General features: G+C 66.7%; 28 protein-coding genes and 1 pseudogene. 17 read left to right on the top strand and 12 right to left on the bottom strand.

The genetic code is table 11. The features are described 5' to 3' along the window. The first annotated feature begins 34 nt into the window (after window positions 1–34). From parA to ACM0M4_RS13950, 5 genes are all read left to right on the top strand, one after another. Window positions 35–673: a ParA family partition ATPase gene (gene parA / locus ACM0M4_RS13970; RefSeq protein ID WP_056932621.1), complete on the top strand. Its 639-nt coding sequence runs from the start codon at window positions 35–37 to the stop codon at window positions 671–673. Next, window positions 670–954, top strand: a complete 285-nt coding sequence (locus ACM0M4_RS13965; RefSeq protein WP_066689961.1) for a chromosome partitioning protein ParB — start codon at window positions 670–672, stop codon at window positions 952–954. The genes parA and ACM0M4_RS13965 overlap by 4 nt, the downstream gene beginning before the upstream one ends. Then, a complete protein-coding gene (locus ACM0M4_RS13960; RefSeq protein ID WP_062832709.1) occupies window positions 951–1,484 on the top strand; it encodes a DUF2840 domain-containing protein in 534 nt (177 codons plus the stop codon). The genes ACM0M4_RS13965 and ACM0M4_RS13960 overlap by 4 nt, the downstream gene beginning before the upstream one ends. Continuing rightward, a complete protein-coding gene (locus tag ACM0M4_RS13955; RefSeq protein ID WP_023087433.1) occupies window positions 1,481–2,068 on the top strand; it encodes a S26 family signal peptidase in 588 nt (195 codons plus the stop codon). Before ACM0M4_RS13960 ends, ACM0M4_RS13955 begins: the two co-directional genes overlap by 4 nt. 457 nt (window positions 2,069–2,525) lie before the next feature. Next, window positions 2,526–4,520: a relaxase/mobilization nuclease domain-containing protein gene (locus ACM0M4_RS13950; RefSeq protein ID WP_019396546.1), complete on the top strand. Its 1,995-nt coding sequence runs from the start codon at window positions 2,526–2,528 to the stop codon at window positions 4,518–4,520. A 6-nt stretch (window positions 4,521–4,526) separates the two neighbouring features. Here the strand turns inward: ACM0M4_RS13950 and ACM0M4_RS13945 are convergent, their stop codons facing one another. The 9 genes from ACM0M4_RS13945 to ACM0M4_RS13905 form a co-directional block, all read right to left on the bottom strand. After that, on the bottom strand, window positions 4,527–4,793 hold the full coding sequence (locus ACM0M4_RS13945; RefSeq protein ID WP_008786730.1) for a glutaredoxin family protein: 267 nt from the start codon (window positions 4,791–4,793) through the stop codon (window positions 4,527–4,529). Window positions 4,794–4,803: 10 nt separating this feature from the next. Continuing rightward, window positions 4,804–5,502: a CopM family metallochaperone gene (copM, locus tag ACM0M4_RS13940; RefSeq protein WP_008786731.1), complete on the bottom strand. Its 699-nt coding sequence runs from the start codon at window positions 5,500–5,502 to the stop codon at window positions 4,804–4,806. 224 nt (window positions 5,503–5,726) lie between these two features. Further along, window positions 5,727–6,923, bottom strand: a complete 1,197-nt coding sequence (locus tag ACM0M4_RS13935) for an MFS transporter (protein WP_008786732.1) — start codon at window positions 6,921–6,923, stop codon at window positions 5,727–5,729. A 91-nt stretch (window positions 6,924–7,014) separates the two neighbouring features. Further along, window positions 7,015–7,407: a MerR family transcriptional regulator gene (locus ACM0M4_RS13930; protein WP_019396549.1), complete on the bottom strand. Its 393-nt coding sequence runs from the start codon at window positions 7,405–7,407 to the stop codon at window positions 7,015–7,017. 50 nt (window positions 7,408–7,457) lie between these two features. Continuing rightward, the gene (locus tag ACM0M4_RS13925) at window positions 7,458–8,963 is read right to left on the bottom strand and encodes an efflux transporter outer membrane subunit (RefSeq protein WP_008786734.1); all 1,506 of its coding nucleotides are present in this window, start codon (window positions 8,961–8,963) and stop codon (window positions 7,458–7,460) included. Between the two features lie 20 nt (window positions 8,964–8,983). After that, a complete protein-coding gene (locus ACM0M4_RS13920) occupies window positions 8,984–12,160 on the bottom strand; it encodes an efflux RND transporter permease subunit (RefSeq protein ID WP_008786735.1) in 3,177 nt (1,058 codons plus the stop codon). Continuing rightward, window positions 12,157–13,395, bottom strand: coding sequence for an efflux RND transporter periplasmic adaptor subunit (locus ACM0M4_RS13915; protein WP_008786736.1), 1,239 nt, complete (start codon window positions 13,393–13,395; stop codon window positions 12,157–12,159). Before ACM0M4_RS13915 ends, ACM0M4_RS13920 begins: the two co-directional genes overlap by 4 nt. 424 nt (window positions 13,396–13,819) lie before the next feature. Continuing rightward, complete coding sequence (locus tag ACM0M4_RS13910) at window positions 13,820–14,197, bottom strand: ArsR/SmtB family transcription factor (RefSeq protein ID WP_008786737.1); 378 nt, start codon at window positions 14,195–14,197, stop codon at window positions 13,820–13,822. Window positions 14,198–14,240: 43 nt separating this feature from the next. After that, a complete protein-coding gene (locus tag ACM0M4_RS13905) occupies window positions 14,241–15,338 on the bottom strand; it encodes a cation diffusion facilitator family transporter (protein WP_008786738.1) in 1,098 nt (365 codons plus the stop codon). Between the two features lie 224 nt (window positions 15,339–15,562). On the opposite strand from ACM0M4_RS13905, the gene ACM0M4_RS13900 reads away from it, so the two are divergent. Then, window positions 15,563–15,820 (top strand): metal-sensing transcriptional repressor, encoded by a 258-nt coding sequence (locus tag ACM0M4_RS13900; protein ID WP_019396551.1) that lies wholly within the window; start codon window positions 15,563–15,565, stop codon window positions 15,818–15,820. Window positions 15,821–15,829: 9 nt separating this feature from the next. Then, window positions 15,830–17,140 (top strand): MFS transporter, encoded by a 1,311-nt coding sequence (locus tag ACM0M4_RS13895; protein ID WP_008786740.1) that lies wholly within the window; start codon window positions 15,830–15,832, stop codon window positions 17,138–17,140. Between the two features lie 38 nt (window positions 17,141–17,178). On the opposite strand, the gene ACM0M4_RS13890 is transcribed toward ACM0M4_RS13895, so the two are convergent. Then, complete coding sequence (locus tag ACM0M4_RS13890) at window positions 17,179–17,535, bottom strand: ArsR/SmtB family transcription factor (protein ID WP_008786741.1); 357 nt, start codon at window positions 17,533–17,535, stop codon at window positions 17,179–17,181. A 238-nt stretch (window positions 17,536–17,773) separates the two neighbouring features. Here ACM0M4_RS13890 and ACM0M4_RS13885 point away from each other — a divergent pair, with 238 nt between their 5' ends. The 4 genes from ACM0M4_RS13885 (at window position 17,774) to ACM0M4_RS13870 (ending at window position 22,095) form a co-directional block, all read left to right on the top strand. After that, the gene (locus tag ACM0M4_RS13885) at window positions 17,774–20,269 is read left to right on the top strand and encodes a heavy metal translocating P-type ATPase (RefSeq protein WP_008786742.1); all 2,496 of its coding nucleotides are present in this window, start codon (window positions 17,774–17,776) and stop codon (window positions 20,267–20,269) included. A 15-nt stretch (window positions 20,270–20,284) separates the two neighbouring features. Next, the gene (gene cueR / locus ACM0M4_RS13880; protein ID WP_008786743.1) at window positions 20,285–20,764 is read left to right on the top strand and encodes a Cu(I)-responsive transcriptional regulator; all 480 of its coding nucleotides are present in this window, start codon (window positions 20,285–20,287) and stop codon (window positions 20,762–20,764) included. Between the two features lie 16 nt (window positions 20,765–20,780). After that, window positions 20,781–21,119 (top strand): ISC system 2Fe-2S type ferredoxin, encoded by a 339-nt coding sequence (fdx, locus tag ACM0M4_RS13875; protein WP_008786744.1) that lies wholly within the window; start codon window positions 20,781–20,783, stop codon window positions 21,117–21,119. Between the two features lie 217 nt (window positions 21,120–21,336). Beyond that, a complete protein-coding gene (locus ACM0M4_RS13870; protein ID WP_008786745.1) occupies window positions 21,337–22,095 on the top strand; it encodes a MauE/DoxX family redox-associated membrane protein in 759 nt (252 codons plus the stop codon). A 74-nt stretch (window positions 22,096–22,169) separates the two neighbouring features. On the opposite strand, the gene ACM0M4_RS13865 is transcribed toward ACM0M4_RS13870, so the two are convergent. Further along, entirely contained in the window at window positions 22,170–22,364 is a 195-nt protein-coding gene (locus ACM0M4_RS13865; protein WP_003821167.1) for a heavy-metal-associated domain-containing protein, read from the bottom strand. Window positions 22,365–22,421: 57 nt separating this feature from the next. After that, window positions 22,422–22,682 (bottom strand): Lrp/AsnC ligand binding domain-containing protein, encoded by a 261-nt coding sequence (locus tag ACM0M4_RS13860; protein WP_019396553.1) that lies wholly within the window; start codon window positions 22,680–22,682, stop codon window positions 22,422–22,424. 83 nt (window positions 22,683–22,765) lie between these two features. Here ACM0M4_RS13860 and tnpA point away from each other — a divergent pair, with 83 nt between their 5' ends. The 6 genes and pseudogenes from tnpA (at window position 22,766) to ACM0M4_RS13830 (ending at window position 26,983) form a co-directional block, all read left to right on the top strand. Beyond that, a complete protein-coding gene (tnpA, locus tag ACM0M4_RS13855) occupies window positions 22,766–23,173 on the top strand; it encodes an IS66-like element accessory protein TnpA (protein WP_221345547.1) in 408 nt (135 codons plus the stop codon). A gap of 5 nt (window positions 23,174–23,178) precedes the next feature. Further along, on the top strand, window positions 23,179–23,502 hold the full coding sequence (gene tnpB, locus ACM0M4_RS13850; protein WP_260330251.1) for an IS66 family insertion sequence element accessory protein TnpB: 324 nt from the start codon (window positions 23,179–23,181) through the stop codon (window positions 23,500–23,502). A 76-nt stretch (window positions 23,503–23,578) separates the two neighbouring features. Next, complete coding sequence (gene tnpC / locus ACM0M4_RS13845) at window positions 23,579–25,135, top strand: IS66 family transposase (protein WP_221345545.1); 1,557 nt, start codon at window positions 23,579–23,581, stop codon at window positions 25,133–25,135. Window positions 25,136–25,318: 183 nt separating this feature from the next. Continuing rightward, window positions 25,319–25,477, top strand: a pseudogene (locus ACM0M4_RS13840) (4-hydroxyphenylpyruvate dioxygenase); the annotation flags it as partial. Window positions 25,478–25,763: 286 nt separating this feature from the next. Then, window positions 25,764–26,708 (top strand): LysR family transcriptional regulator, encoded by a 945-nt coding sequence (locus ACM0M4_RS13835; protein WP_008786747.1) that lies wholly within the window; start codon window positions 25,764–25,766, stop codon window positions 26,706–26,708. Continuing rightward, window positions 26,705–26,983 carry an EexN family lipoprotein gene (locus tag ACM0M4_RS13830; protein ID WP_008786748.1) on the top strand — a complete coding sequence of 93 codons (279 nt, stop codon included), beginning with the start codon at window positions 26,705–26,707 and terminating at the stop codon, window positions 26,981–26,983. Before ACM0M4_RS13835 ends, ACM0M4_RS13830 begins: the two co-directional genes overlap by 4 nt. Window positions 26,984–26,987 lie beyond the last annotated feature (4 nt).

The raw sequence follows: 26,987 nt of genomic DNA, 5'->3' as shown, positions 1-26,987 counted from the left end.
AAAAGTCCGGCTTTCCAGCATGGGGGGCCGTGCCATGATCGTCGCTCTGCTCAATCAAAAAGGCGGCGTGGGCAAGACCACGCTCGCCACGCACATCGCCGGGGAGCTTGCGATGCGCGGCCAGCACGTCGTCCTGCTGGACGCCGACCCGCAGGGTTCATCGCTGGACTGGACGCAGCGCAGAAGCCAGCAAGGCTTGCCACGGCTGTTCAGCGCCGTGGGCCTCGCGCGCGAAACGCTGCATCAGGAAGCACCAGAACTCGCCAGACGGGCCGATCACGTCGTCATCGACGGCCCGCCGCGCATCGCCGCCTTGGCGCGCTCCGCGCTGCTGGCGGCTGAGCACGTGCTGATCCCCGTGCAGCCCAGCCCCTACGACCTGTGGGCCAGCGCCGAGATGGTGGCGCTGATCCGCGAGGCGCAGGTGTTCCGGCCTGCGCTGCGCGCGGCCTTCGTCATCAATCGGCGCGTCAGTACCACCGTGATCGGGCGCGAAGCGCGCCAGGCGCTGGCCGACCAGCCGCTTCCTGCGCTGCACGCGGAAGTGCATCAGCGCATCGTGTTCGCCGACAGCGTTGCCGCTGGCCGGCTTGCACGCGAGACGGCGCCGGACAGCGCCGCCGCGCGCGAAATCACCGCGCTGGTGGACGAACTGCTGTGGTGGCCGGCATGACAACGAAGCCGCCACCGAACAGCAAACGCACGGCCAAGCGCGTCGGCATCGGCGCGCGTCCGCCCGCGAATCCGCACGCCGAGGCGTGGATTCGCCAAGGCGACGCCGATGCGCTGGGCAAGGGCGACCTCTACACGGCTCGCCTGACCCTCGACATCACGCCCGCCATGCGGGCGCGCATCAAGGTGTCGGCCTTCACGCAAGGCGTGACCGTGGCCGATCTGCTGCGCGGCCTGCTGGAGCGCGAGTTTCCAGAACACCGCAGGGAGAACACTCCATGACCGCATCCGCTTCGCCTGCCGCTGGCGCGGCCACGGCTGCGCTCGCAGCACCTTCCGGCCGGCCGGCCAGCGCGCCGCTGACGCGCGTGGCGCTGGCCTACATCGAACCACGCTTCAAGCTCTACTTGCGCTTCGGCGAACCTGCGCGCACGCACCAGCTCGACCGCTGGCGGCGCTGCGCCGTGTTCCTGCCGGGCGCCATGTTCTGCCGCATCCGCTGGCAGGCCAACGACTACGGCACCGTGCGCTGGCAGCTCATGGTGATGCAGGCATGCACGCCGCTGGACGCGGCGCAGCGCATCCCCGGCGTCCAGCCGGGCGCGCGCCTGCTGCTGCACGCCGAGGGCGAGAACCAGGTGCGCGCCGTGCTGGAGCGCATCGACGCCATCGAGGTGCTGGGCATCGCACCCGCCGCTGTCTCGCCCGCGTACTGGCGCACGCTCGCCAACCGGCTCGCTGCGCGCTTGTCTCTGCCCGAATACACGGCCGAACGGCACGCCGCCTGGCTGACCGGGAGGGCGATGCCATGACCGCTGTTTCGACTGCCGGCACCGCGCCGCGTCCTCGCTCGCGCCTGCGCGCCCGCCTCGTACTGGCGGGTCTGTCCGCCTGTGGCCTCGCGGCGCTGGCCTGGGCGTCCTTCGTGCATCCGATGCCGCGTCTGATCTACAACCCGTCCGACAGCGTGGCGGTAGGCTGGTATCGCGTCGATCCACAGGAGCACGGCACCGGCTCGCTGCCACGTCCTTTGTCCGTAGGCAGCATCGTCCTGACCACGCTGCCGCCAGATGCCGCCGCGCTGGCTGCGCAGCGCGGCTACCTGCCGGCGCGCGTGCCGCTGCTCAAGCGTGTGGGCGCCGTCGCGCCGCAGGAGGTGTGCATCACTGGCCGCGTTGTCCGCATCGACAGCGTGCCTTCGGCCGCCGTGCTGCCCGCTGACCGCTGGCGCCGGCCGCTGCCATCCTGGCAGCAATGCCGCCGCCTTGAACCCGGCGAACTGTTCCTCTTGAGTGTGACCAACCCGGCGTCGTTCGACAGCCGGTATTTCGGGCCGGTCAGCGCATCCGCCGTGATCGGCGTGGCGCATCCGGTCTGGCTGGAGTCACGCCCATGATGGCCGCCGACTCGCTGCACGTTGCCGTGCATCTTGTCGTGCCATCGGGCGTGACGTTCTGCTGTTCGTCGGCGTGTCGTCGCGCGTGCAGTGCGGGTGCATTCTTACCGCACTTCACGCTGCCTCCGGCGCAGCCGTCCCATGTGCAGGCGTCTTGCCTCGAACGCGCCCGGCCTGCGGCCCTCATCGCGCTTGTTCGCGCGTTCGCCGGCGCGCTGGCTGCTCGCGCAGCGCCGCCGGGCCGCCGCTGCCCGGAGCGCCAGCGAAGGGCAAAAGCGGAAGGCAAGACAAAAGGACGCGGCACCGGGCCGCGTCGAAAGCCAGTCTGCACATGGGGGTGGCGCGGCACGGAGCGGCTTTGCCGCCGTGCCGCGTTCGGCGCGAAGGTCGCGCCAATGCAGGCATGTCCGCGTGCTTCGCACGACAGGACACGCCAGAGCTTGCAGGGAGCGCAGCCATGACCGACCGCCGCGACGACGATTTCCGCGTGCGCCCCAGCGCCCCGAAGAACCGGGGCAAGGGCCAGGGGCAGAGCTTCGTTTCCAAGGTGCTCAAACAGGCGGGCAAAGCCAGCAGCGGCAAGTCCACGGTGCGCCGTCCGGCATCGGCGAGTGGCACCGGCCAGCGGCCCGGCTCGCGCCTGGGGCGCGGCCACACGGCAGCACGCTTCGCCGGGGCGAAGCTGACGCCTATGTCGCGGCGCGCGACCATCAAGACGCTGCTGGTGAACCACCAGCGGGCCAGCCCGCAGTCGCTCGCCAAGCACCTGCGCTACATCGAGCGCGACGGCGTGGGCCGCGACGGCGAGCCGGGCCAAGCCTACGGGCCGCAGACAGACGTGGCCGATCTCGACGCCTTCAAGGAACGCTGCGCCGACGACCGGCACCATTTCCGCTTCATCCTCTCGCCCGAGGATGGCGCGGAGCTGGAAGACCTGCGCACCTACACGCGGCACCTCATGGGCCGCATGGAGGCCGACCTGGGTACGGGCCTCGATTGGGTGGCCGTGAACCACTGGAACACCGACAACCCGCACACGCACATCGTCGTGCGCGGGCGCGACGACACCGGCAAAGACCTCATCATCGCGGGCGACTACATCGCCGATGGCTTCCGCTATCGCGCCGCCGAGCTGGCGACCGAATGGCTGGGGCCGCGCACCGAACTGGAGATCCAGCAGACCTTGCAGCGTGAGGTGGAGCAAGAGCGGTGGACGAGCCTGGATCGCACCCTCAAGCGTGAGATAGGCGAGGCCGGCGGCGATGGCCTGGTGCGCGTCGAAAGGTTCAACGCCCCCCGCTTGCAGCGCCAACGCCTGATGCTAATCGGCCGCCTGCAACACTTGCAGCGCCTGGGCCTGGCCGACGAGACGCAGCCCGGCACCTGGGCCATCCATGCCGATGCGGAAAAGACATTGCGCGCGCTGGGCGAGCGCGGCGACATCATCCGCACCGTGCAGCGGGCCATGCGCGGCGAGCCGCGCGAGCTGGCCGTGTTCGAGCCGGGGGACGATGGCCGAACCATCCTCGGCCGTGTGGCCGCGAAGGGGCTGGCCGACGAGCTGCGCGACCGGGGCTATCTGGTCATCGACGGGGTGGACGGCAAGGCCCATTACGTCGCGCTCAACGCCCGCGACGAGCTGGCGAACTACCCGAGCGGCGCCGTGGTGGAGGTGAAAGGCTCGGCCGACGTGCGCGCAGCCGACAAGAACATCGCCGCGCTGGCGAGCGATGGCCTGTACCGCACTGACCATCACCTGGCGATCGGGCAGGGCCGGGCCAAGGCCGGACGCGACCCGCAAGAAGTCGTCGCCGCCCACATCCGCCGGCTGGAGGCCCTGCGTCGGGCCGGCATTGTGGAGCGCGTTGCCGAAGGGCTATGGAAGGTGCCGGACGACCTGGCCGAGCGTGGCCGCCAGTACGACGCGCAGCGCCTGGGCGGCGTGGCCGTGGAGCTGAAATCGCACTTGCCCATCGAGCGGCAGGCCCGCGTGATCGGGGCCACGTGGCTCGACCAGCAGTTGATCGGCGGCGGCTCGGGCCTGGGCGACCTGGGCTTTGGTGGCGAGGCCAAACAGGCCATGCAACAGCGCGCCGACTTCCTGGCCGAACAGGGGCTGGCCGAGCGGCGCGGGCAGCGCGTGATCCTGGCGCGCAACCTGCTGGGCACACTGCGCAACCGGGAACTGGCACAGGCCGCGAAGGGCATTGCCGCTGAAACCGGCCTGGAGCATCGCCCGGTGGCCGACGGGCAGCGCGTGGCTGGCATCTACCGGCGCAGCGTCATGCTCGCCAGCGGGCGCTACGCGATGCTGGACGACGGCATGGGATTCAGCTTGGTGCCGTGGCGGCCGGTGATCGAGCAGCGGCTGGGGCAGCATATCGCCGCCGTGGTGCGCGGTGGCGGCGTATCTTGGGAGCTTGGACGGCAGCGCGGGCCAAGTATTTCTTGAGACCCTTCATCTACTTGTCGAACGGCCGAGCGCCTTCATCAGCCCCGGCTTCTGGCTCGCAAAGGTGCCATAGAAGACCTCATTACCGATGAGCGTGATCGGAGCCACGCGCACGCCGGTTCGTGACTTGGCTTCCGCAGAAATCTTCGGGTCGGTCAGGTCGCGTTCTTCAAACACGATGCTCTGCTGGGACAGCCACTCCTTCAGCACCCGACAGTCCGGGCAGGCTGGAGTGCTATAGATGATGATGCGCGGGGTGCTGGCTTGGTTCATGGTCGTGCCTTCACTTTCCCCGAGCGGCAAGCCAGCTCTTCATCATGGCGATCTCTCCTTCCTGCGCAGAGATAACCTCCTGAGCCAACTCGCGGACCTCCGGGTCCTTGCCGTACTGCAACGCCACCTTGGCCATGTCGATCGCGCCCTGGTGATGCGGGATCATGCCGCGCATAAAGTCCACATCGGCATCGCCGCTGAAGTCAATCATCATGTCGGCGTGCATGCGGTCATTGCCGGCACGGTAGGCGGTCGTCGAGGCGTCGCCCGAGCTGCCGGTCGCCGCCTGTTGGCCGCGTTCTCCAAGCCACTTATTCATCATGGCGATCTCGCCTTCCTGCGCAGAGATAACCTCCTCAGCCAACTTGCGGACCTCCGGGTCCTTGCCGTACTGCAACGCCACCTTGGCCATGTCGATCGCGCCCTGGTGGTGCGGGATCATGCCGCGCATGAAATCGACGTCGGCGTTGCCAGTGAACTGCGCTCCCATCCCCGCGTGCATCTGGTCGTTCACGGCGCGATACGCGGTCGTGGAAGGGCTGTCATTGGCCGAGGCGCTGGAGGGCATCGCGTGCCCTTGGTGATCTCCGCTCGCATTGGCCTGCATCACTTCACCCGACGGGACCACCTTCTTCTGAACGGCCATCAGGCCGATGGCGACCACGACGGCGCCCGCAATGAACAACAGGCTGAACTTGTTGACTCTCATGAAAAACTCCTTGAATGAGATTGATGGAGTCACTGTAGGGCTTCCCATTGTTGGAAGGTCAAGCCCCTCATTTCGCCGTTGATGCCGATGAAGACCCTCGGCGCAAGATCCAGTCCTTCACTTCCGCCGCCTACGACAACGCGCTGTCGAAGCTGCAGCGGTGGAAGCAGGTGATGTAGCGCCTGAGGCGACCGCTAGATGGAACACCTCCCGCATCGGCCCGATCAGCCCGGACCTAGCCGCACCGGCTTTCGCGCGGTCTGCCACAGCAGCGGCACCAAGATCAGCGCCAGGGCCGGGAAGATCATCCAGTTGACCGCCTGCCAGCCCGAGCTGTGCAGGATCGATCCCGCGAGGAACGACACGGCCGCCGTGGCGGCGAAGACGAAGAAATCGTTCATGCCCTGCGCCTTGCTGCGCTCGGCCGGGGTGTGGCAATCGGTGACCACCGCCGTCGCGCCGATGAAGCTGAAGTTCCAGCCGATGCCCAGCAGCGCCAGCGAGCCCCAGAAGTGGGACAGGCCGAGCCCGCCCAGGGCCACCACCCCGGAGGCGGCGAGCAGCACCATGCCCACGGCGGTCACGCGCTCCTTGCCGTAGCGCACCATCAGCCGCCCAGTGAAGAAGCTCGGCCCGAACATCGCCAGCAGGTGCCACTGGATGCCCAGGGCGGCGTTGTCCACCGAATGCCCGTGGTTGACCATCGCCACCGGCGCGGCGGTCATCACGAACGCCATCACCCCATAGGACACCACGCCCGCGGCCACGGCCAGCGCGTAGCGCGGCATCGCCAGGAGCTGCAGCACCGTGCGGCCGCTGTCGGCGGCGGCTTCGGCCGGGGTCTGGCGCGGCGTGCGCAGCATCAGCAAGATCGGCAGGGCGATCAGCGGCAGCAGCGCCTGGCTGAGGAAGCTGCCGACGTAGGGCGTGCCCGCTACCGCGTCGCGCGTGAAGATCACCAACTGCGGCCCGATGATGGCACCCGCGAGACCCCCCACCATTACCCAGGAAATCGCCTTGGCCTTGAGCGCGTCCTCGGCGGTGTCGGCGGCTGCGAAGCGGTAGCTCTGCACATACGCGCCGTAGAAGCCCGCCAGGAAGGTGCCGGCGCAGAAGATCCAGAACGAGGCCAGCATGATGCCCAGCGCGGCGATCAGGCCCGAGGCCACGCCGAAGCCGACCCCGACCACGTATCCGTTGCGGCGGCCATGGCGCCGCATGATGAACGCCGCAGGCAAGGTGCCGATGGCAAGACCCAGGCCGAACAGGCTCACGGGCAAGGTGATCCAGGCCGAGTCCTTGGCAAGCTGCTGGCCGACCAGCCCGCCCAGCGACATCACGATGGGCGCGCTGGCGCCACCGAGCGCCTGCGCGGCGGTGAGAACGCCGATGTTTCGGCGCGTGATGCTCTGGTCGGTCATGGGCGGTCTTTCTTGTTCGTTTGTCTGGCCGGAAATATTACACGCATGAATATATGTTCAGTTATCCGACCATGATTCGGCCATGCGATGCTCATGAACCGCCGCAACCTGGTCGCTCCTCGCAAATCTCCCGAGCGGCAGAAGGAACAGCCTGCCGTTCCAATGCGAGCAGGTGCTCTTTCACCCGGGTCAGTTGCGCCATGCGTTCCTCGACATAGGCGAGATGGTCCCGGACAGCCTGCGTCAGCAGCTCGGGTTCCGGGGACTCGCGATGCGTCCAGCCCAGCAAGTTGCGCATGTCATCCAGGCCGATGCCCGACGCGCGGTAGTTGCGAATCAGGTAAAGCCGCTCGACATGGGCCGGGCCATAGCGCCGGTAGTTGTTGCGGGACCGCTCGGGAGCGGGCAGCAGGCCCTCCCGTTCGTAGAACCTGATGTTCTCAGGGGGCGTGCCGGTCAAGCGCGCGAGTTCACCAATCCTCATCCAGCTCTCCGCGCGCAGCGATGGGGGACGCCACCGCTGCGCGCCGGCCCTCATCCCGGCGACCGGGCGGACTGCTGCGCCGTGGCGCCCGATTGCACCGTGTGCTCAGTCCAGCCGCCGCCCAGCGCCTTGTACAGATGGATGAGGTTGTTCAGCCGCGTCAGGCGCGTGCGCACCAGGGTCTGCTGCGTGCCGTAATGCGTGCGCTGCGCGTCGAGTACAGTGAGGTTGTCGTCCACGCCCTCCTGGAAGCGCTGCTCGGCCAGCTCGTAGGCCTTCTGGCTGGCCGCCACCAGGAGCTGCTCCGCGCGGATCTGCTCATCGAGCGTGCGCTTGCCCGCCAGGCCGTCGGCCACCTCGGCGAAGGCCGCCTGGATGGACTTCTCGTAGTTGGCGATCTCGATGCGCTTCTGTACGTGCGCCACGTCCAGGTTGGCGCGCAGCGCGCCGCCGCGGAAGATGGGCAGCGTGATCTGCGGCAGGAAGCTCCAGGCCCGCGAGCCCGAATCGAACAGGCCGTCCAGCGAAGCGCTGGCCGTGCCCGCCGAGCCCGTAAGGCTGATCGTCGGGAAGAACGCGGCCCGCGCCGCGCCGATGTTGGCGTTGGCGCCGATCAGCATCTGCTCGGCGGCGCGGATGTCCGGCCGGCGCGCGAGCAGTTCGGACGGCAGGCCGCTCGGCAGGCCGGTCGGCACGATGTCGTCCGGCAGCGCCATGGCCTCGTCAAGCTGCCGGGACAGCTCCGGCGTCAGCGGCTGGCCCAACAGCAGCACCAGCGCGTTGCGGTCCTTGGCCGCCTGCCGTGTGTAGGCGGCATGGTTGGCCTCGGCGGTGCGCAACGCGATCTCTGCGCGGCGCAGGTCGAGCTGCGTGGAGTTGCCCGCTTCCACCAGTTGGGTGGTCAGCCCGTAGGAGCGCTTCTGCGTGGCGAGGGTGTCGCTCGTCAGGCGCAGCAGTTCCTGGTCGGCACGCAGCGTGAGGTAGGCGCTGGCCACCTCGGACACCAGGCTCATCTGCGTGGCGATGCGGGTCTCGTCGAGGGCCAGGTAGGACGCCAGCGCCCGGTCGCTGAGGCTGCGGATGCGGCCCCACAGGTCCAGTTCCCAGGCGGCCGTCACCCCGGCCACGTCGTAGCGCCGGAGCACGTCGCTTTGCCCCGTGGTGCTGAGGTCGGCCGGTACGCGCTCTGACGCGCCGCGGGCGGAAACGCCCAGGTTCGGCAGCATCTCGGCACGCTGGATACGGTACAGCGCCTGAGCCGCCTCCACGTTGAGCGCGGCCTTGCGCATGTCGCGGTTGTTCTCCAGTGAAATGCCGATCAACTGCTGCAGCAGCGGGTCGCGGAAGAAGTCCCGCCAGCCGATCTCGGCCGTGATCGCGTCGTCGGGCGTCGCGGCCGCCGGTTCCACATAGGCCGCGCCCAAGGGATAAGCCGTGTCGATCGGCGCTGCGGGCCGGTCATACTTCGGTGCCATGGAGCAGCCAGTCAACGCCGCCGCGAGGGCGAGCGGCGCCAGCGTCCTGGCGGGTCGTGTGAATGCGAAAGATGTTTTCATGTCGTATGTCCTCCTGGCCGTCATGCGTGCTGGTCGGTCATGCCGACACGGGCATGGCGCGCTTCGCGGCGCAGCGCCAGCTTGCGCACCACGACGTAGAACACCGGCGTCAGCACCAGGCCGAATACCGTCACGCCCAGCATGCCGGCGAACACCGCGATGCCCATGGCGTGGCGCATCTCGGCGCCCGCACCGCTGGCCAGCACCAGCGGCACCACGCCAGCGATGAAGGCGAACGACGTCATCAGGATCGGGCGCAGCCGCAAGCGCGCGGCTTCGAGCACGGCTGCCAGCGGATCGGCCCCTTCGCTTTCCTTCGCGCGGGCGAACTCCACGATCAGGATCGCGTTCTTGGCGGCCAGGCCGATCAGCACCACGAAACCGATCTGCGTGAAGATGTTGTTGTCCCCCCCAGAGAGCCAGACGCCGGCGATCGCCGAGAGCAGCGCCATGGGTGCAATCAGCAGCACAGCGAACGGCAGCGACCAACTGTTGTACTGGGCCGCCAGGAACAGGAAGGCGAGCAGCACCGCCAGCGCGAAGATATAGATAGCAGTATTGCCAACTCGCTTTTCCTGGAAAGTCAGGTCCGTCCATTCGTAGGTCATACCGTCAGGCAGCGATTCGCTCACGATCTTCTCAATCGCGGCGGTGGCCTGGCCGGATGAGTAGCCCGGCGCTGGCCCGCCGCTGATGTCCGCCGAGGGGAAGCCGTTGTAATGCATCACCCGGTCGGGGCCGGAACTGCGCTCGATGGTCGCGAACGCGCTCAGCGGGATCATGTCGCCCGCTGCATTGCGCACCTTGAGCATGCCTATGTCCTCAGCCTGCATGCGGAACTGCGCATCGGCTTGGGCCATTACCCGGTAGGTGCGACCGAAGCGGTTGAAGTCGTTGACGTAGAGCGAGCCAAGGTTGACCTGCAGGGTGTCGAACACCTCGGTCAGCGACACGCCCTGCGACTTGGCCTTCACCCGGTCGATGTCCACCTGCAACTGCGGCGCATTGGTCTGGAAGCTGGCGAGCATGTTCGCCAGCTCGGGCGCCTGCATGGCCTTGCCCATGATCTGGCCCTGTGCTTGTGCAAGCGCCTCGGGACCCAGGCCCGCCCGGTCCTCGATCTGCAGCTTAAAGCCGCCCATAGAACCCAGGCCCGGCACCGGCGGCGGCGGGAAGATGCCGACGAAGCCGTCCGGGATCTGGCTGAACTTGCCCATGAGCTTGCCCTGGATGGCGAAGGCCGACAGCGACGGGTCCTTGCGCTCATCGAAGGGCTTGAGCATGGCGAACATCAGCGCGGTGTTCGGCTGGTTCACCGGTCCATTGACCGACAGGCCCGGGAAGGCCACCACGCTCTCGACGCCCGGCTCAGCCAGTGCGATCTTGGTCATCTCCTTGACGACCGCCTCGGTGCGATCCAGCGAGGCGCCGGTCGGAAGCTGGGCGATGCCCACGAGGTAGTACTTGTCCTGGGCGGGCACGAAGCCCGCAGGCACCTTGTGGAAGCCCAGCCAGGTCAGGCCCAGGAAGCCGACGTAGAGCAGCAGCACGATGGCGCTGCCGCGCACCGCGCGGCGCACGCCCCCGACGTAGGAATTCGAGGCGCGGTCGAAGAAGCGGTTGAAGCGGCGGAAGAAGCCGCCGAACACGCCGTCGATGATGCGCGTGACGCGATCGGGCTTGGCCGCGCCGTGGTGCGGCTTGAGCAGGATGGCGGCCAGCGCTGGCGACAGCGTAAGCGAGTTGATCGCCGACAGGATGGTCGAGAACGCGATGGTTAGCGCGAACTGGCGATAGAACTCGCCCTGCAGCCCCGACAGGAACGCCGAGGGGATGAAGACCGCTGCCAGCACCGAGGTGATGGCCAGGATCGGGCCAGTCACTTCATCCATCGCCTTGCGCGCCGCGTCCTTGGGTGATTCGCCCAGCGCTATGTGGCGCTCCACGTTCTCCACCACCACGATGGCGTCATCCACCACGATGCCGATGGACAGCACCAGTCCGAACAGCGACAGTGTGTTCAGCGAGAAACCGAACATGTGCATCACCGCGAACGTGCCGACCAGCGAGACCGGCACGGCGATCAGCGGGATGATCGACGCGCGCCAGGATTGCAGGAACAGCACCACCACGATCACCACCAGGAAGATGGCCTCCAGCAGCGTGACGGCGACGGACTGGAGCGAGGCGCGCACGAAGACCGTGGGGTCGTAGGCGATCCTATACTCAATGCCGTCGGGGAACTTAGCTTGAAGTCGGTCCATTGCCGCGCGCACCGCGCTAGACACATCCAGCGCGTTCGCGCCCGGGCTCTGGATGATCTGTATCCCCACCGCCGGCTCGCCATTGAGCAGGCTGCGCAAAGAGTAGGAATCGGCCCCCATCGAGATGCGGGCGACATCCCGCAGGCGAGTTACCTGGCCGTCGGCGCCCGTCTTCACGACGATCTCGCCGAATTGCTCCTCGCTCGACAGTCGGCCCAGAGTGTTGACCGTGACCTGGAACGCCGCCGAGGCATCCGGCTGCTGACCAACCGAACCAGCGGCAACCTGTATGTTCTGCTCGCGGATGGCGGCAACCACGTCGCTCGCGATCAGCCCACGAGCAGCGACCTTGGCGGGTTCGAGCCAGACCCGCATCGAATACTCCCCGGCGCCCCAGACTAGGACATCGCCGACGCCTGGCGTACGAGCCAGCTCATCCTTCACATGAAGTGTGGCGTAGTTGGAGACGTACAGCGGATCATATCGACCTCCAGGCGAAAGCAAATGCACCACCATGAGAACGTCCGGCGACGTTTTCTCGGTGACAACACCGATGCGCTGAACTTCAGGCGGTAGGCGCGGCAACGCCCGCGAGACCCGGTTTTGCACCTGGATCTGCGCAATGTCGGCGTTGATATGCTGCTCGAAGGAGACGGTGAGCACCATTTTCCCGTCGGTGGACATCTGAGACTGCATGTACATCATGCCTTCTACGCCGTTGATCGCCTGCTCCAGCGGTGATGCCACGGTATCGGCGATCACTTGCGGGTTGGCACCGGGATAGCTAGCGGTGACCTGCACCGTGGGAGGCGTGACCTGCGGGTATTCGCTCAGCGGCAGCTGGAAGTAGCTGATCGCGCCCGCGATCAGCATCAGCACCGACAGGACGATGGCGAAGATGGGCCGGTTGATGAAGAAGCGGGGGAAATTCATTTGCGGGCCTCCGCCGAGCCGGCCGCGCCGTCAGCCTTGGCGGGGTCCGCGCCGGCGGCCGGTGCCGCGGGCGGCTGCATGGGCACCATGCGCGGCGTGACCGCCATGCCGGGGCGCACGAGGCCCTTGATGATGATCTTCTCACCGGCCTGCAGGCTGCCGTTGATGACGCGCAGCCCGTCCACCACCGGCCCCAGTTCGATGGGCCGGTACTGGGCCTGGTTGTTCTCGCCCACGACCAGCACGTAGTTGCGCCCTTGGTCGGTGCCCACGGCCTGATCGTCGATCAGGACGGCCTCGCGCGCCGCGCCGGTGGACAGCTTGGCCCGGGCGAACATGCCGGGTGCCATGCGCCCATCCGGGTTGGGCACAACGGCGCGCGCGCGGATCGTGCCGGTGCTTCGGTCAATGGTGTTGCCCACGAAGTCGAGCGCGCCCCTGTGCGGGAAACCCTTGTCCGTGGTCAGCCCGACCTGCACGGGCAGCGAGGCCTTGCCGCCGGCGCCCGCAGCGGGCCGCGAGCGGCTCACGACGTTGAGGTACGTGGCTTCGTCGATGTCGAAGTACACGTGCAGCGGGTCGATGGACACGATCGTGGTCAGCAGCGTGGCCGCGCCGGCGACACCGCCGCTGACCAGGTTGCCCTCGGTCACGAGCACGCGGTCAACGCGCCCGGCGATGGGCGCCGTGACGCGGGCGTAGGACAGATCCAGCCGCGCCGCAGCGACGGCGGCCTTGGCCGCTTGCACCTGGGCCTGGCGCGCACTGCGCGCGGAGACGGCATCGTCGTAGGTCTTGCGCGCGACAGCGCCGGTCGCCACCAGGCGCTCGGCGCGGTCGAAGTCGGCCTGGGCCTGACTGGCCAGCACCTCGGCCTGTTGCAGTTGCGCCGCAGCCGTGTCGAGCGTGACCTGGAACGGTCGGGGGTCGATCTGGAACAGCAGTTGTCCCTTGCGCACCAGGCTGCCCTCGGGGACGCTCACAGCATCGACGGCGCCGCCGACCCGCGAGCGCAGCTCGACGGTCTTGGGCGCGGCCAGGAAGCCGGTGTACTCGGCCGATGGCGCGACCGTGCGGGTGATGACCTCGGCCACGGGCACCTGCGGCGCCATCGGCGCGCCCGCCGGGGGCGCCGCGGCCTTGCCCTCGTCCTTGGCGTCGCGGGCGGCAATCGCTATGCCCCCGACGGCTGCGATGACGCCTGCCACCACAACGATTCTGATTTTTTTACGCATGGAAGTGCCCCTTTCTTGGATGCAGGACTCCGGCCCTTCCGAAGCGCTCTGCAGAAATTTGTGTGGAGGCTAGGCGTTACAACGAAGGCAAGGTCAAGCCCTTTGGGTTGCCCTAGCGGGCAGGCTGCATGGACAAGGTGGTGGGAAAACCCCGCGTCGTCGCTGTGGCCACTCCGACATCCAGCTCACGAGTGCCGTTGTGCGGTTGAACCGGTCGGTCTTGTGGGTGATTGCGAGCGCGGGAGGCTCAGGCGTCCAAGCTGCCGCCGCCCATTGCTGTGCCTGCGCGGCATCCCGGCGCCCAGGCAGGGCCCGCGATTCAGGGTGTTGCGCCCAGGCCGCATCGAGGACGTCCTTGAGGCTAACCGGCGGCGTGGGTACCGGCGCCTCGCAACCTGCCATTCGCCTGGGTGCTTGGGCCTGGTCAGTCGTCGGCTTTGTCCTCGGAAATGTGGACCGCCATGTCCTGCAGCACCTGGCTGACGTGCTGGTCCGCGATGCTGTAGAAGATGTGCTTGGCTTGGCGTTCGCCGCGCACGAGGCGCGCACCGCGCAGCAGCCGCAGGTGATGGCTGACCAGAGACTGCGACAGGTCGAGCGCTTCGGCGATGTCCCCCACGGCGACCGAGCCATGCATGCACTGCAGCAGGATCTTCAATCGCGATTGGTCGCCCAGCAGGCGGAAGGTCTCGGCCAGAACAGCGACGTCACTTTGCGACATTGCGAGGGCATCGGTCGCCGCGTCGTGGCTGGTGGTCGAGCATTGCGCGGTGTCGGCGCTGGTGGTTTTGCGGGACGTCATGGATGCAAATCCTCAAGTGGAGTGCGAGCCGGCTCGCGCGGCCTCAATGCCTGTGACCAGGAGCGGAATGGTCGTGGTCATGGCCGTGGCTGTGCCCGCCGCCATGCTTGTGATTGCCATGATCATGGCCGCTGTGGTCGTGCCCGCTGTGGTCATGACCGCTGTGATCGTGGCCGCTGTGGTCCTGACGCTCCGACGTGGGCTGCAAGCTGCAGACGTTCTCGTCGGTGCCCGAGTTCCAGTCGATCCCGACCGTGGCGTGTTCGATGCTGAATTGCTCTCGAAGCACCGCTTCGACGCGCTTGACCACGGCGCGTGCTTCCTCGTCCACGTTGGGGCGAACGTGCAGCGTGGCCATCGTGCGCCCGGAGGTGAGCTGCCACACGTGAACGTGGCTGACGGCCGCCAGGCCCGGCACGGCGCCCATCAGGCCTTGCTCCACCTTCTCCGGCGAAGCATCCTCCGGCGCGCCTTCCAGCAGGATGTGGATCGACTTGGCGAGCAGCTTCCATGCGCTGCGCAGGATCAGCGCCGCGACCAGGACCGACAGGATGGGATCGATCGGCGTCCAGCCCGTGAGGTAGATGACGATCGCAGCGACGATGGCGCCGACCGAGCCGAGCAGGTCGCCCATCACGTGCAGGATGGCCCCCTTCACGTTGACGTGATCGGTCTCTCCGCGGGTCATGATCCACAGCACGAGCACGTTCACCAGCAGGCCGAGCACGGCGACGATCATCATCGGGCCGGCCAGGATCACGGGCGGCGCCTGCAGCCGCTCCCACGCCTCGTAGGCGATCCAAGCGACGATCGCGAACAGGGTCACGGCGTTCAGGAAACCGGCGATGACCTCGAAGCGCAGGTAGCCGAAGGTGCGCTTGCTGTCGGCCGCGCGGCGGCCGAACCGGAATGCTGCGTAGGCCAGTGCGAGCGCCGCGGCGTCGGTCAGCATGTGGCCCGCGTCGGCCAGCAAGGCCAGCGAGCCCGACAGCACGCCTCCGACGGCCTCCACGACCATGAAGCCGAAGATCAGGAAAAAGGACAGCAGGACCTTGCGCTCGTTGGCGCTGGTCACGGTCGGGGTGTGGTCATGATCATGGTCGTGATCGTGACCATGGTCATGTGCGTGGGATTGGGACATGGGGCCTCGGGAAACTGGGTCTTTGACTGTGGCTCAAAATATAACACATGAACATGTTTTCATGTGAATTGTTGTACACATTTGTGTTCGCGTCTCACCACGGCCGGGATGCCGCTCCGGGCAATTGCCTTAGCCTGGCTCGGCGACCATTCCCCCCGCCTGGCAAGCAGCCGTTGATCTAACATCCAGTGGCAGTATCCCCCCTGGGGGGATATGATTTCAGCATGGAAGACATGCATAAGCACACCACCCATCCCGACCTGGTGAAGCGGCTCAAGCGCGCCGAGGGGCATCTGCGGCACGTCATCGGGATGATCGAAGGGGGAGAAACCTGCCTCGACATCGCCCGCCAGCTCGCGGCGGTGGAAAGCGCGGTGACGGCGGCCAAGCGCGTCCTGATCCACGACCACATCGACCACTGCCTGTCCCATGACGAGGACTCCGTTCTGACCGAAATGAAGGCGCTGACCAAACTGCTCTGAGGCCGTCCGATGCTCTCCGTCCTGAATAACCGCACCTACCGCCACCTGTTCACCGCCCAGGTGATCGCGCTCGTCGGCACCGGCCTGATGACGGTGGCGCTCGGCCTGCTGGCCTACGAGCTGGCCGGCGCGGATGCAGGCGCGGTGCTCGGGACGGCGCTGGCCATCAAGATGCTGGCCTACGCGGGGGTCGCGCCGGTCGCGCAGGCCTTCGCCGACCGGCTCCCGCGGCGCTCGCTGCTCGTGGCGCTGGACCTCGTGCGAGCGGCCGTCGCGCTGTGCCTGCCCTTCGTCACCGAGGTCTGGCAGATCTACCTGCTGATCTTCGTTCTGCAGGCGGCATCCGCCGGCTTCACGCCGACCTTCCAGGCCACCATCCCGGACATCCTTCCCGACGAAGAGGACTACACGAAGGCGCTGTCGCTGTCCCGGCTGGCCTACGACCTGGAAAGCCTGATTTCCCCGATGCTGGCCGCCGCGCTGCTGACCGTCATCAGCTTTCACAACCTGTTCGCGGGAACGGTGCTCGGTTTCCTCGTTTCAGCCGCTCTCGTGGTCAGCGTGCGGTTGCCCACGTCCGTCCCCGGCCCGCGCCGCGGCATCTGGGAGCGAACGACGCGCGGCACGCGCATCTACCTCGCCACGCCTCGCCTGCGGGGCCTGCTGGCGATCAGCCTGGCCGTCTCGGCGGCCGGCGCGATGGTGATCGTGAACACGGTGGTGCTCGTGAAGGCGCGTTTCGGCCTGGGCGAAGTCGAGGTGGCGTGGGCACTGGCGGCGTTCGGAGGCGGCTCGATGGTGGCCGCCTTCGTCTTGCCGTCCCTACTGGAGAAAGTAGCCGACCGACCCGCGATGCTCACCGGCGCCGCTGTCCTCGTCGTGGGCACGGCGATCGGCGCACTGCTGCCGAGCTATGCGCTGTTGCTGCCGCTGTGGCTGGTGATCGGCTTTGGCTACAGCGTGGCGCAGACGCCATCCGGCCGTCTTCTGCGCCGCTCGGCCCACGCCGAGGACCGTCCAGCGATCTTCGCGGCCCACTTCGCGCTGTCGCACGCCTGCTGGCTCATCTGCTACCCGCTGGCCGGACGCTTCGGCGCGGCCATGGGGCTGCAATCGACGTTCGTCGTCATGTCCTTGATCGGCCTAGCTGGCGTGGCGCTGGCGCTTCGGCTGTGGCCGGCCAGCGACCCGTCGGACTTGGCCCATGACCATCCGAACCTGTCGGCGGATCACCCCCACTTGCGTCAGCACGCGAACCAAGGCGGGCACCATCACGTGCTGGTCGTGGATGACTTGCACCGGATCTGGCCGAAAGGATAGGCCTCACGGGACGCGGTAAGGGCTGTTTCGCACCAAGGCTAGTCGTCGCTGTTGTCCTCAACGATGTGGATGGCCATGTCCAGCAGCACCTGGCTCACGTGCTTGTCCGCTACCTCATAGAAGATCTGCTTGGACTGGCGCGCGCCCTTGACCAGACGGGCTCCACGCAACAGTCGAAGGTGATGGCTGACCAACGACTGCGAGAGTTCGACGGCTTCCGCGATGTCGCTTACCGACGTGGACCCCTTCATGCAGCACAGCATGACCTTGAGCCGCGACGGATCGCCCAGGAGCCGGAAAGTCTCGGCCAGGATGGTCACGTCATTCTGTGACAGGGAGGCCAGATCGGTGCTTGGGCCCTTCGGTGGGGCACTGGCTGGTTTGCGTGGAGTCATCTCTCAAAAATTCCTACCCTCGAACGGCTGTTCGTGCCCTTCAGGATCAACGAGGCTGCGACCGCTTGAGCGCGCGCACAGCCCGGGACCAGGGCGAGCCTGGCGACCAAGGCCCCTCGTTTCCCCCGTGCGCCGGGCCATTTCTGAAACCTGACAGTACCCGAAAAAAGCGCTTGACCTTCCCACGATGGTAAACCCTAAGCTCCCCCATGTCGAATATCAACTATGGGAAACAACCATGAGCATGCCAATAACGAGTGATGCTCGTGCCACCGCAGCAGCGATCAGCCTACCCATCGAGGGCATGACCTGCGCGAGCTGCGTCGGCCGAGTCGAGGCCGCCCTGGCCAAGGTGCCGGGCGTGGACAGCGTGTCCGTCAATCTCGCCACCGAGCGGGCGGACATCCGCCTGGCCAGTCCTGTCGATCGCATCGCGTTGATCCAGGCGGTCGAGAAGGTCGGCTACGACGTGCCGGCTGGCACCGTCGAACTGGCGGTCGAGGGCATGACCTGCGCCTCCTGCGTGGGCCGCGTCGAGAAGGCACTCAAGGCCGTGCCCGGCGTCACCGAGGCCACGGTCAACCTCGCGACCGAGCGTGCCACCGTGCGCGGCGTGGCCGCCGTGGCGGACCTGATCGCGGCCATCGAGAAGGTCGGCTACGAGGCCAACCCGGTGGATACCGGCGCGCAGGCCGACGAGGAAGCCGCCGAGAAGAAGGACGCCGAGCGCGCCGAACTCAAGCGCGACCTGACCCTGGCCGCCGTGCTGGCGCTGCCTGTGTTCGTGCTCGAAATGGGCTCGCACATGATTCCCGGCATGCATGAGTGGGTGGCTTCCACCATCGGCATCCAGCAGAGTTGGTATCTGCAGTTCGTGCTGACCCTGCTGGTGCTCGCCATTCCGGGCTGGCGCTTCTACGAGAAGGGCTTCCCGGCGCTGTTCCGCCTGGGTCCCGACATGAACTCGCTGGTCGCGGTCGGCACGGCCGCAGCCTTCGGCTATTCGATGGTCGCCACATTCGCGCCCAGTCTGCTGCCGGCCGGCACGGTGAACGTGTACTACGAGGCGGCCGCCGTCATCGTGGCGCTGATCCTGCTGGGCCGCTTTCTTGAGGCACGGGCCAAGGGCCGCACCTCCGAGGCCATCAAGCGCCTGGTCGGCCTGCAGGCCAAGGAGGCGCACGTGCTGCGCGACGGCCGCATCGTGGACATCCCGATCAACGACGTGGCGCAGGGCGACATCGTGGAAGTGCGCCCCGGCGAGCGCGTGCCGGTCGATGGTGAAGTGACCGAGGGCCGCAGCTTCGTGGACGAGTCGATGATCACCGGCGAGCCGATTCCCGTCGAAAAGGCGGAAGGCAGCACCGTGGTCGGCGGCACCGTCAACCAGAAGGGTGCGCTGACGCTGCGTGCCACCGCCGTGGGCGGTCAGACCATGCTGGCGCAGATCATCCGCATGGTCGAGCAGGCGCAAGGTTCCAAGCTGCCGATCCAGGCCGTGGTGGACAAGGTGACACTGTGGTTCGTGCCCGCCGTCATGCTGGCCGCCGTGCTGACCTTCCTGGTCTGGCTGGTGTTCGGCCCGTCGCCCGCGCTGTCCTTCGCGCTGGTCAATGCCGTGGCGGTGCTGATCATTGCCTGCCCGTGCGCCATGGGTCTGGCGACGCCGACCTCCATCATGGTCGGCACGGGCCGGGGCGCCGAGATGGGCGTACTGTTCCGCAAGGGTGAAGCCCTGCAACTGCTCAAGGACGCCAAGGTGGTGGCCGTGGACAAGACCGGCACGCTGACCGAGGGCCGCCCGGTCCTGACCGACCTGGAGATTGCCGACGGCTTTGACCGCAACCAGGTGCTGGCGAAGGTCGCCTCTGTCGAATCGCGCTCGGAGCATCCGATCGCACGCGCCATCGTCGAGTCGGCCGTGGAAGGTGGCATCGCGCTGCCGACGATGACAGACTTCGATTCGGTCACGGGCATGGGCGTGCGCGCCACCGTGGACGGCGCGCGTGTCGAGGTCGGTGCCGATCGCTTCATGCGTGAGCTGGGGTTGGACGTGAGCGGCTTCGCTCGCACGGCCGAGCGCCTGGGCAATGAGGGCAAGTCGCCGCTGTACGCCGCGATCGACGGCCGACTGGCCGCCATCATCGCGGTGGCCGATCCGATCAAGTCCAGCACGCCCGCGGCCATTGCCGCGCTGCACCAGCTCGGCCTGAAGGTGGCGATGATCACTGGCGACAACGCGCGTACCGCGCAGGCCATCGCCAAGCAACTGGGCATCGACGAGGTGGTGGCCGAAGTGCTGCCCGAGGGCAAGGTCGAAGCCGTGCGCCGCTTAAAGGCCACCCACGGCCAGATCGCCTACGTGGGTGACGGCATCAACGATGCGCCGGCGCTGGCCGAGGCCGACGTGGGCCTGGCGATCGGCACCGGCACCGACGTGGCGGTGGAGTCGGCCGACGTGGTGCTGATGTCCGGCAACCTGCAGGGTGTGCCCAACGCCATCGCGCTGTCCAAGGCCACCATCGGCAACATCCGCCAGAACCTGTTCTGGGCGTTTGGCTACAACACGGCCCTGATCCCGGTGGCCGCTGGCGTCCTATACCCCGCATACGGTGTGCTGCTGTCGCCGATCTTCGCGGCCGGAGCGATGGCGCTGTCCAGCGTGTTCGTGCTCGGCAACGCGCTGCGCCTGCGCCGCTTCCAGCCGCCGCTGGCGGCGGATACCGCTCATTGAGAAAGGAGGAACACCATGAACATCGGTGAAGCATCCAAGGCCTCGAAGGTCTCGGCCAAGATGATCCGCTACTACGAGCAGATCGGCTTGATTCCCCCGGCCGACCGGAACGATTCGGGCTACCGCGCCTATAGCCAGGACGACGTACACCGGCTGCACTTCATCCGGCGTGCGCGCGACCTCGGCTTCTCGGTGGCCGAGATCACGGACCTGCTGGGACTGTGGAACGACAAGTCGCGCCGGAGTGCCGACGTCAAGCGCCTGGCGCAGCAGCACATCTCCGAGCTGGACCGGCGCATCGCGAGCATGTTGGAGATGGCCGAGACGCTCAAGGCGCTGATCCGGTGCTGCGCCGGCGACGAACGGCCCGACTGCCCGATCCTGCACACGCTGGAGCAACTCGATACCAGCGACGACGAGCCCGAAGCGCGCACCGGCGCCGTGCCACGGCGTGCAAGTGGCAACGCAGCGGCAAAGAAGCCGCGTGCGCACTGAGCAGCCGGGAGAGACCATGCCCAAGATCACCGTCTTGCCCCATCCTGAACTGGCGCCCGAGGGCGCCGAGCTGAACGTGCCGGTCGGCACCTCGATCTGCGAGGCGCTGCTAGACAACGGCATCGAGATCGAACATGCCTGCGACATGAGCTGTGCCTGCACGACCTGCCACTGCATCGTGCGCAAGGGATTCGATTCCCTCAACGAGGTCGAGGAGTGCGAGGACGACCTGCTTGACCGGGCCTGGGGGCTAGAGGCGCAATCGCGCCTGAGCTGCCAGGCCATCGTGGCGAACGAGGACCTGACCGTCGAGATCCCGAAGTACACGATCAACCATGCCAAGGAGAACCACTAGGACCCAGCGTGCCGCCGCGGGCGCGCCGGCCTGCGGCGGGGTTGCTCTGGCAGACGGAGGACTGACGGCGTTGCAGCCTGACGACCGCCCCGGGAGCCAGATGCCTACACCCCCTTGCACCACCGCCGGTTAGGCTGGAAATGTCGTCAAAGTCCTTCAATCCGTGATAGTCGGCGCTGCGGCCGGCCCATGAAAAGTCCCACAGGAGAAGTCCAGCATGTCTGCGCCCAAACAAGCCACGCTCTACCGGATGGTCATGCCCGGCCATACCTGCCCCTACGGGCTGAAGTCGCTCGATCTGCTCAACCGCAAGGGCTACGAGGTCGAGGACAAACACTTGGCGAGCCGCGAGCAGACGGATGCGTTCAAGAAGGAGCATGGCGTCGAGACCACGCCCCAGGTCTTCATAAACGGGCGGCGCGTGGGCGGCTACGACGACCTGCGCAAATTCTTCGGCATGTCCGTGAAGGACAAGAACGCCGTGACCTACACCCCTGTGATCGCGCTGTTCGCCATGGCGGCCGCGATGGCGCTGGCGGCGAGCTGGGCGGCCTTCGGCCAGCTCTGGAGCATTCAGGCGGCAGAGTGGTTCGTGGCCTTTGCCATGTGTCTCCTGGCGCTGCAGAAGCTCAAGGACGTGGACGGCTTCGCGACGATGTTCCTCAACTACGACCTGCTGGCCAAGCGCTGGGTTCGGTATGCCTATTTCTACCCGTTCGCGGAGGCCATCGCAGGCGTCCTGATGGTCGCGGGCGTGGGGATGTGGGTGTCGATTCCGTTGGCGCTGTTCATCGGGACCGTCGGGGCCGTGTCGGTTTTCAAGGCGGTCTATGTCGATCGCCGGGAACTCAAGTGCGCCTGTGTGGGCGGGGACAGCAACGTGCCGCTGGGCTTCGTGTCCCTGACCGAGAACCTGATGATGGTGGCGATGGCCCTGTGGATGTGGGCCAAGGTCGCCTACCTTGGGATGCACTGAGCGCCGCGCCAGGTACGGCGCAGCGCACGTGCTCGCATCGGCCGTCCTGTGTGCAGGCCGGCCACGACGCGGTGTTACTGCGCGCGCGGCGGGAAGCCAGCTTCGCTCAGGGCCGCGGCGATCTGCTCTTGCGAGGCCGAGGTCTGGACCTCGACACGGCGGGTCGGCGGGTCCGTGACGATCTTGGCGTTGGGGTCGATCGTTTGGATCGTTTTCGTAACGGTGCGGGCGCAGCCGCCGCAGGTCATGTCTTCGAGATGGAATTGCATGGAAAACTCCTTTCGGGTTGGGGTGTTTGAAGTCTGGTCCTTGCCACGGTTGGAAGGTCAAGCGCTATTTGCATCCCCGCTACACCAATCGGCCGAATGCTCATAGGGCAAGGCCGTGGTGCTCTTTACCCGATCCAGCACGAAGCTTGTCTTGCAGTCCTGCACGCTGGGGTGCTTGAGCAGCGTGTCGAGCACGAAGCGAGAGTAGTGAGCCATGTTCCTGACGACCACCCGCAGCAGATAGTCCATGTCGCCGGTCAGCGCATGGCATTCCACGACCTCCGGCCATTTCTGGACCGACGCGCGGAACACGTCCATGGGATGTAGGCGTCCGGCCAAGTCACCTTGAAGTCCGGTAGGCGGACTTGGATGCTTGTGTCCACGACGACGAGCGTGGACATATGAGCACTTCAAACCAGAGTACAGGAGAACCGGCGACACCGGCCGGGCGAAGCTGGCGGCGACATTCAGCCGAATTCAAGGCCCGAGTCATCGAGCTGGCGCGCCAGCCCGGGGTCTCGACGGCGGCGGTGGCGCTGGCCAATGGCCTCAACGCCAACATGCTGCGCCGCTGGGTGAGGGAGGCCGGCGAGTGCGCGCCGGTCGGTGCACACAAGGACACAGCGGCTGCGGGGCCGGCATTCGTGCAGTTGCCCATGCCGCACGAGGCGCCGCCGGCCGTGCCACCTGTGCCGACGCTGTCGCCACGCTGCATCGCCGTGGAAATCCGCCGTGGCAGCACCACGGTACAGGCCGAGCTGCCGCTGGACGCGCGCAGCGCTGCCTGGCTGCGCGAGGTTCTGGGTTGATCCGCGTGGACGCCGTCTGGCTGGCCGTGCAGCCGCTGGACATGCGCCTGGGCACCGAAGCCGCACTGGCCCGCGTGGTCGGCATCTTCGGTGCCGCGCATCCGCACCACGCCTACCTGTTCACCAACCGGCGCGCCAATCGCCTGAAGTGCTTGGTGCACGACGGCATCGGCGTGTGGCTTGCTGCCAGGCGACTCAATGCCGGCCGGTTCGTGTGGCCGCTGGACGGCGCCAGCACGCAGAGCTTGACGCGCGTGCAACTCGACGCGCTCGTGCTGGGCCTGCCGTGGCAGCGCCTGGGCGAGGCCGGCATCATCCGCACGATCTGAAGCGCTCTGCGCGAGCTCGGGCAATTGCCGGATATGCCGATGCGCTGAGGTCGTCGACGCGGCACGATGGCCGTCCATGATCAGCGCAGAGCAACTGGACGCCTTGGACCCGCAGACGCGGCAGGCCGTGCAGTCGCTGCTCGCTCAGGTCCGCCAGCGTGACCAGGAGATCGCCTTCAAGCAGGCGCTCATCGACAAGCTCACGCACGAGATGGCGATCCTCAAGCGCATGAAGTTCGCCGCTACCAGCGAGCGCTTCGCCAGCACCCTCTCGCCCGAGCAGCGCAGCCTGCTGGAGGAGACGCTGGACACCGACATCCACGAGCTCGACGCCGAGCTGCAGCGCCATCGCAAGAAAGCCGACAAGAAGGACGAGGACGAGAAGAAGGCGCCCAAGCGCGCCCAGTTGCCCGCCCACCTGCCGCGTCGCGACGTGCCCCATGAGCCGACCGATACGAGCTGCGGTTGCGGCCAGGCCATGCAGCGCATCGGCGAGGACGTGGCCGAAAAGCTCGACTACCAGCCCGGCGTGTTCACCGTTGAGCGCCACGTGCGCGGCAAGTGGGTCTGCAAGTGCTGCGAGCGCCTCGTGCAGGCGCCGGTGCCGGCCCACGTGATCGACAAGGGCATCCCGACGACCGGCCTGCTGGCCCACGTGCTGGTGGCCAAGTTCATGGACCACCTGCCCCTGTACCGGCAGGAAGCCGTCTTCGCGCGCGCCGGCCACGTGATCGCCCGCTCGACGCTGGCCGAGTGGGTGGGGGCCTGTGGCGCGCAGTTGCAGCCCCTGGTGCAGGCCCTGGCCGACGAACTGCGGCGCCACCTGGTGCTGCACGCCGACGAGACGCCGGTGGCCATGCTCAAGCCGGGCAACGGCAAGACCCACAAGGCCTACATCTGGTCGTACTGCACCCCGAGCACCAACCCCATCAAGGCGGTAGTGTTCGAGTTCAGCGAGACCCGCAGCGGCGAGAACGTGCGTGACTTCCTGCGCCTGGACACTCCCAGCGCCTGGCGGGGCACGCTGGTGACCGACGGCTTCAGTGGCTACTCGGCCTGCGTCGACAAGGGAGTGACCTCGGCCCAATGCATGGCTCACAGCCGCAGGAAGTTCCACGAGCTGTGGGCCAACCACGGCAGCAAGGTCGGCGAGCAGGCGCTGCGCTTTTATCAGACCCTGTTCCGCATCGAGCGCCAGGCTGAGAAGTTCACGAGTGACGAGCGACAGCGGATCCGGCAGCGCAAGTCACGAAGGGTGCTCGCCGTGTTCTACCGATGGCTGATCGCAAAGCGGCAGTTGGTGCCACCCGGCTCCGCGACCATCAAGGCCATCGACTACAGCCTGAAACGCTGGAAGGAGCTCACGCACTTCGTCAGCGACGGCGACGTGCCGATCTCGAACAACTGGGTCGAGAACCAGATCCGTCCGATCGCGGTCGGCAGATCGAACTGGTTGTTCGCCGGCAGTCTGCGGGCGGGCAAACGCGCCGCGGCCATCATGAGCCTGCTGCACTCGGCCCGCATCAACGGGCATGACCCGAACGCCTACTTTAAGGACGTGCTGGATCGCCTGCCGACGCACCCGGCCAGCCGGATCGACGAACTGCTGCCGCACCGCTGGTCACCGAGCTGAAGCCTCTTCGCTGTTGGACGGCGATTCCCATCCCCGCCGTCAGGGGCTGGGAATCTGCTGCACCGTGCCCCGGGGCTGCAACCGTCAAGGTGTGTTCGGCGGACGCATACCATGGGATTGCGCTTGTGCGAGTCGGAGTGCTTTTCGAGACGCACGTTCAGGTAGGCCGTGAGCGTGAGGCCGATCTTCTCCGAGCCGCTGCTCGGCCCGGTGTTCTTCGAGTTCATCGAGCGCAAGGGCAACTACCGCGAGGGCTTCGGCGAAGGTAACTTCGGTGCCTTGTTCGAGTCGATGGAGCGCGACCAGATCAACCGCGGCGCGCTGGAAATCAACCCAGCCTGATTCGGGCTTTCCCCCTGAAGGCATAGCACCTTCCGCATCTCGCGAGCCCCGGTGGGGCTCGCACTATTTTGGCAAGCGGCCTCCACGATGCCCATTGGCCCTCGTGCAGCTTGCACCATTCATCTCCTCACAATCGAACATCACCACGGCACGGTGCAGGCTTCTTTGACTAATATATGAACACATGTATAATTGTTTATTCAATATTTGGCCTCAGCTCGACTGGTGCTACAGCAGGCGTGCATCTCGTCCCCCGAATCAACATGGATCATGGAAGGACAAGACTATGGAACTTCGTCACTTGCGCTGCTTCATTGCGGTTGCTGAGGAACTCCATTTCGCCCGCGCTGCCGAGCGGCTGCACATCGAGCAGTCTCCACTGTCACGGGCCATCAAGGAACTGGAAGAAGAACTGGGCGTGATGCTGTTTGCCCGCACCACGCGCAGCACTCGGCTGACCCGTGCGGGCGAGCTGTTTCTGGAGCACGTGCGCCGCGTGCTCTCCGCCTTGGAGCAGGCACGCGATAGCGTGAAAGCGGCAGCAAACGGTTTTCATGGCCAGTTGCGCGTGGCATTGTCCGACGGCATCACGCCGTCGCGCCTTTCTGCGTTGCTCGTACTTTGCCGCCAGGAAGAACCCGAGGTCGAAATCCGGTTCTTCGAGGTGCCCCTATCGCAACAGATCAAGGGGCTGCATAGCGATCTGTATGACGTAGGGTTTGCTCAATCCGACGAAGTGGGCGACGGTATCGTCGCCACGCCCGCATGGAGCGATGCGCTGATGGTGGCCGTGCCAGCTCGGCATCCGCTTCTGGCCCACAAGCGCATCCCCTTGGATGAGTTGCTTCGCTATCCACTGGTTCTGTGCGATCCACAGGCATGTGAGGGCCATGCCAAGCAAGTTGAACGGGTGTTGCGCCGTGCGGATGTGGAGCCACTGATTGCAGAGAGGGTTTCGTCCACCGACCTGATGATGGCCCTAGTCTCGGCCGGTTTTGCGCTCGGCCTAGCAGGCAGTGCACACATTGCCGCCAGCCGTGAGCCGGGTGTAGTGGCCCGGCCGCTAGCTTCGCGCGTGTCGCCCCTCACGACCTATCTGTTGCGGCTGGACGGAGATCCGTCCGACGAGTTGGCGCGGTTTATTGAGCGCGCACAGGCCATCGAACAGCCGGAAACCCCCAGGCCCATACGAGGCCGTAATCCCGATCACCCGGAGGAACTGACGCCATGAAGAAGATCATCCCATTCTTGCTGGTTGCCGTGTTGACTGCCTGCGGCCAGTCCGATGGGCCACAGAAGTCCGCCGGTTCCGCAGCCAACATCCCGACAGTGGAAGAGCTGGCGGCCAACCCCGAACGGCTCAAGGAACTGCGCCAGCAGTGCAAGACCGACCGCCCCAAGCTGGGCGACGTGTTGTGCAACCGGGTGGCCGAGGCCACGCGCAAGCGGTTCTATGGCGACGGGGAAACGCCCTACACACCGCCGAAGGAGCCGCCTAAGTTTTGATCGT

Origin of the sequence: Pseudomonas sp. 18-147, from assembly GCF_051048045.1 — a bacterium.
GTDB lineage: Bacteria > Pseudomonadota > Gammaproteobacteria > Pseudomonadales > Pseudomonadaceae > Pseudomonas > Pseudomonas aeruginosa.
This window is presented reverse-complemented; position numbering and strand designations above follow the sequence as displayed.

What these genes read in the sequence shown, in the direction of transcription:
- ACM0M4_RS13935 (WP_008786732.1), bottom strand. Translation starts at nt 6,923, where the DNA reads ATGACCGACCAGAGCATCACGCGCCGAAACATCGGCGTTCTCACCGCC.
- copM (WP_008786731.1), bottom strand. Translation starts at nt 5,502, where the DNA reads ATGAGAGTCAACAAGTTCAGCCTGTTGTTCATTGCGGGCGCCGTCGTG.
- ACM0M4_RS13960 (WP_062832709.1), top strand. Translation starts at nt 951, where the DNA reads ATGACCGCATCCGCTTCGCCTGCCGCTGGCGCGGCCACGGCTGCGCTC.
- ACM0M4_RS13915 (WP_008786736.1), bottom strand. Translation starts at nt 13,395, where the DNA reads ATGCGTAAAAAAATCAGAATCGTTGTGGTGGCAGGCGTCATCGCAGCC.
- cueR (WP_008786743.1), top strand. Translation starts at nt 20,285, where the DNA reads ATGAACATCGGTGAAGCATCCAAGGCCTCGAAGGTCTCGGCCAAGATG.
- ACM0M4_RS13870 (WP_008786745.1), top strand. Translation starts at nt 21,337, where the DNA reads ATGTCTGCGCCCAAACAAGCCACGCTCTACCGGATGGTCATGCCCGGC.
- ACM0M4_RS13900 (WP_019396551.1), top strand. Translation starts at nt 15,563, where the DNA reads ATGGAAGACATGCATAAGCACACCACCCATCCCGACCTGGTGAAGCGG.
- ACM0M4_RS13885 (WP_008786742.1), top strand. Translation starts at nt 17,774, where the DNA reads ATGAGCATGCCAATAACGAGTGATGCTCGTGCCACCGCAGCAGCGATC.
- ACM0M4_RS13955 (WP_023087433.1), top strand. Translation starts at nt 1,481, where the DNA reads ATGACCGCTGTTTCGACTGCCGGCACCGCGCCGCGTCCTCGCTCGCGC.
- ACM0M4_RS13965 (WP_066689961.1), top strand. Translation starts at nt 670, where the DNA reads ATGACAACGAAGCCGCCACCGAACAGCAAACGCACGGCCAAGCGCGTC.
- ACM0M4_RS13895 (WP_008786740.1), top strand. Translation starts at nt 15,830, where the DNA reads ATGCTCTCCGTCCTGAATAACCGCACCTACCGCCACCTGTTCACCGCC.
- ACM0M4_RS13930 (WP_019396549.1), bottom strand. Translation starts at nt 7,407, where the DNA reads ATGAGGATTGGTGAACTCGCGCGCTTGACCGGCACGCCCCCTGAGAAC.
- tnpC (WP_221345545.1), top strand. Translation starts at nt 23,579, where the DNA reads ATGATCAGCGCAGAGCAACTGGACGCCTTGGACCCGCAGACGCGGCAG.
- ACM0M4_RS13920 (WP_008786735.1), bottom strand. Translation starts at nt 12,160, where the DNA reads ATGAATTTCCCCCGCTTCTTCATCAACCGGCCCATCTTCGCCATCGTC.
- ACM0M4_RS13945 (WP_008786730.1), bottom strand. Translation starts at nt 4,793, where the DNA reads ATGAACCAAGCCAGCACCCCGCGCATCATCATCTATAGCACTCCAGCC.
- ACM0M4_RS13890 (WP_008786741.1), bottom strand. Translation starts at nt 17,535, where the DNA reads ATGACTCCACGCAAACCAGCCAGTGCCCCACCGAAGGGCCCAAGCACC.
- parA (WP_056932621.1), top strand. Translation starts at nt 35, where the DNA reads ATGATCGTCGCTCTGCTCAATCAAAAAGGCGGCGTGGGCAAGACCACG.
- ACM0M4_RS13905 (WP_008786738.1), bottom strand. Translation starts at nt 15,338, where the DNA reads ATGTCCCAATCCCACGCACATGACCATGGTCACGATCACGACCATGAT.
- ACM0M4_RS13925 (WP_008786734.1), bottom strand. Translation starts at nt 8,963, where the DNA reads ATGAAAACATCTTTCGCATTCACACGACCCGCCAGGACGCTGGCGCCG.
- ACM0M4_RS13910 (WP_008786737.1), bottom strand. Translation starts at nt 14,197, where the DNA reads ATGACGTCCCGCAAAACCACCAGCGCCGACACCGCGCAATGCTCGACC.
- ACM0M4_RS13835 (WP_008786747.1), top strand. Translation starts at nt 25,764, where the DNA reads ATGGAACTTCGTCACTTGCGCTGCTTCATTGCGGTTGCTGAGGAACTC.
- ACM0M4_RS13950 (WP_019396546.1), top strand. Translation starts at nt 2,526, where the DNA reads ATGACCGACCGCCGCGACGACGATTTCCGCGTGCGCCCCAGCGCCCCG.
- ACM0M4_RS13865 (WP_003821167.1), bottom strand. Translation starts at nt 22,364, where the DNA reads ATGCAATTCCATCTCGAAGACATGACCTGCGGCGGCTGCGCCCGCACC.
- fdx (WP_008786744.1), top strand. Translation starts at nt 20,781, where the DNA reads ATGCCCAAGATCACCGTCTTGCCCCATCCTGAACTGGCGCCCGAGGGC.
- tnpA (WP_221345547.1), top strand. Translation starts at nt 22,766, where the DNA reads ATGAGCACTTCAAACCAGAGTACAGGAGAACCGGCGACACCGGCCGGG.
- ACM0M4_RS13860 (WP_019396553.1), bottom strand. Translation starts at nt 22,682, where the DNA reads ATGGACGTGTTCCGCGCGTCGGTCCAGAAATGGCCGGAGGTCGTGGAA.
- ACM0M4_RS13830 (WP_008786748.1), top strand. Translation starts at nt 26,705, where the DNA reads ATGAAGAAGATCATCCCATTCTTGCTGGTTGCCGTGTTGACTGCCTGC.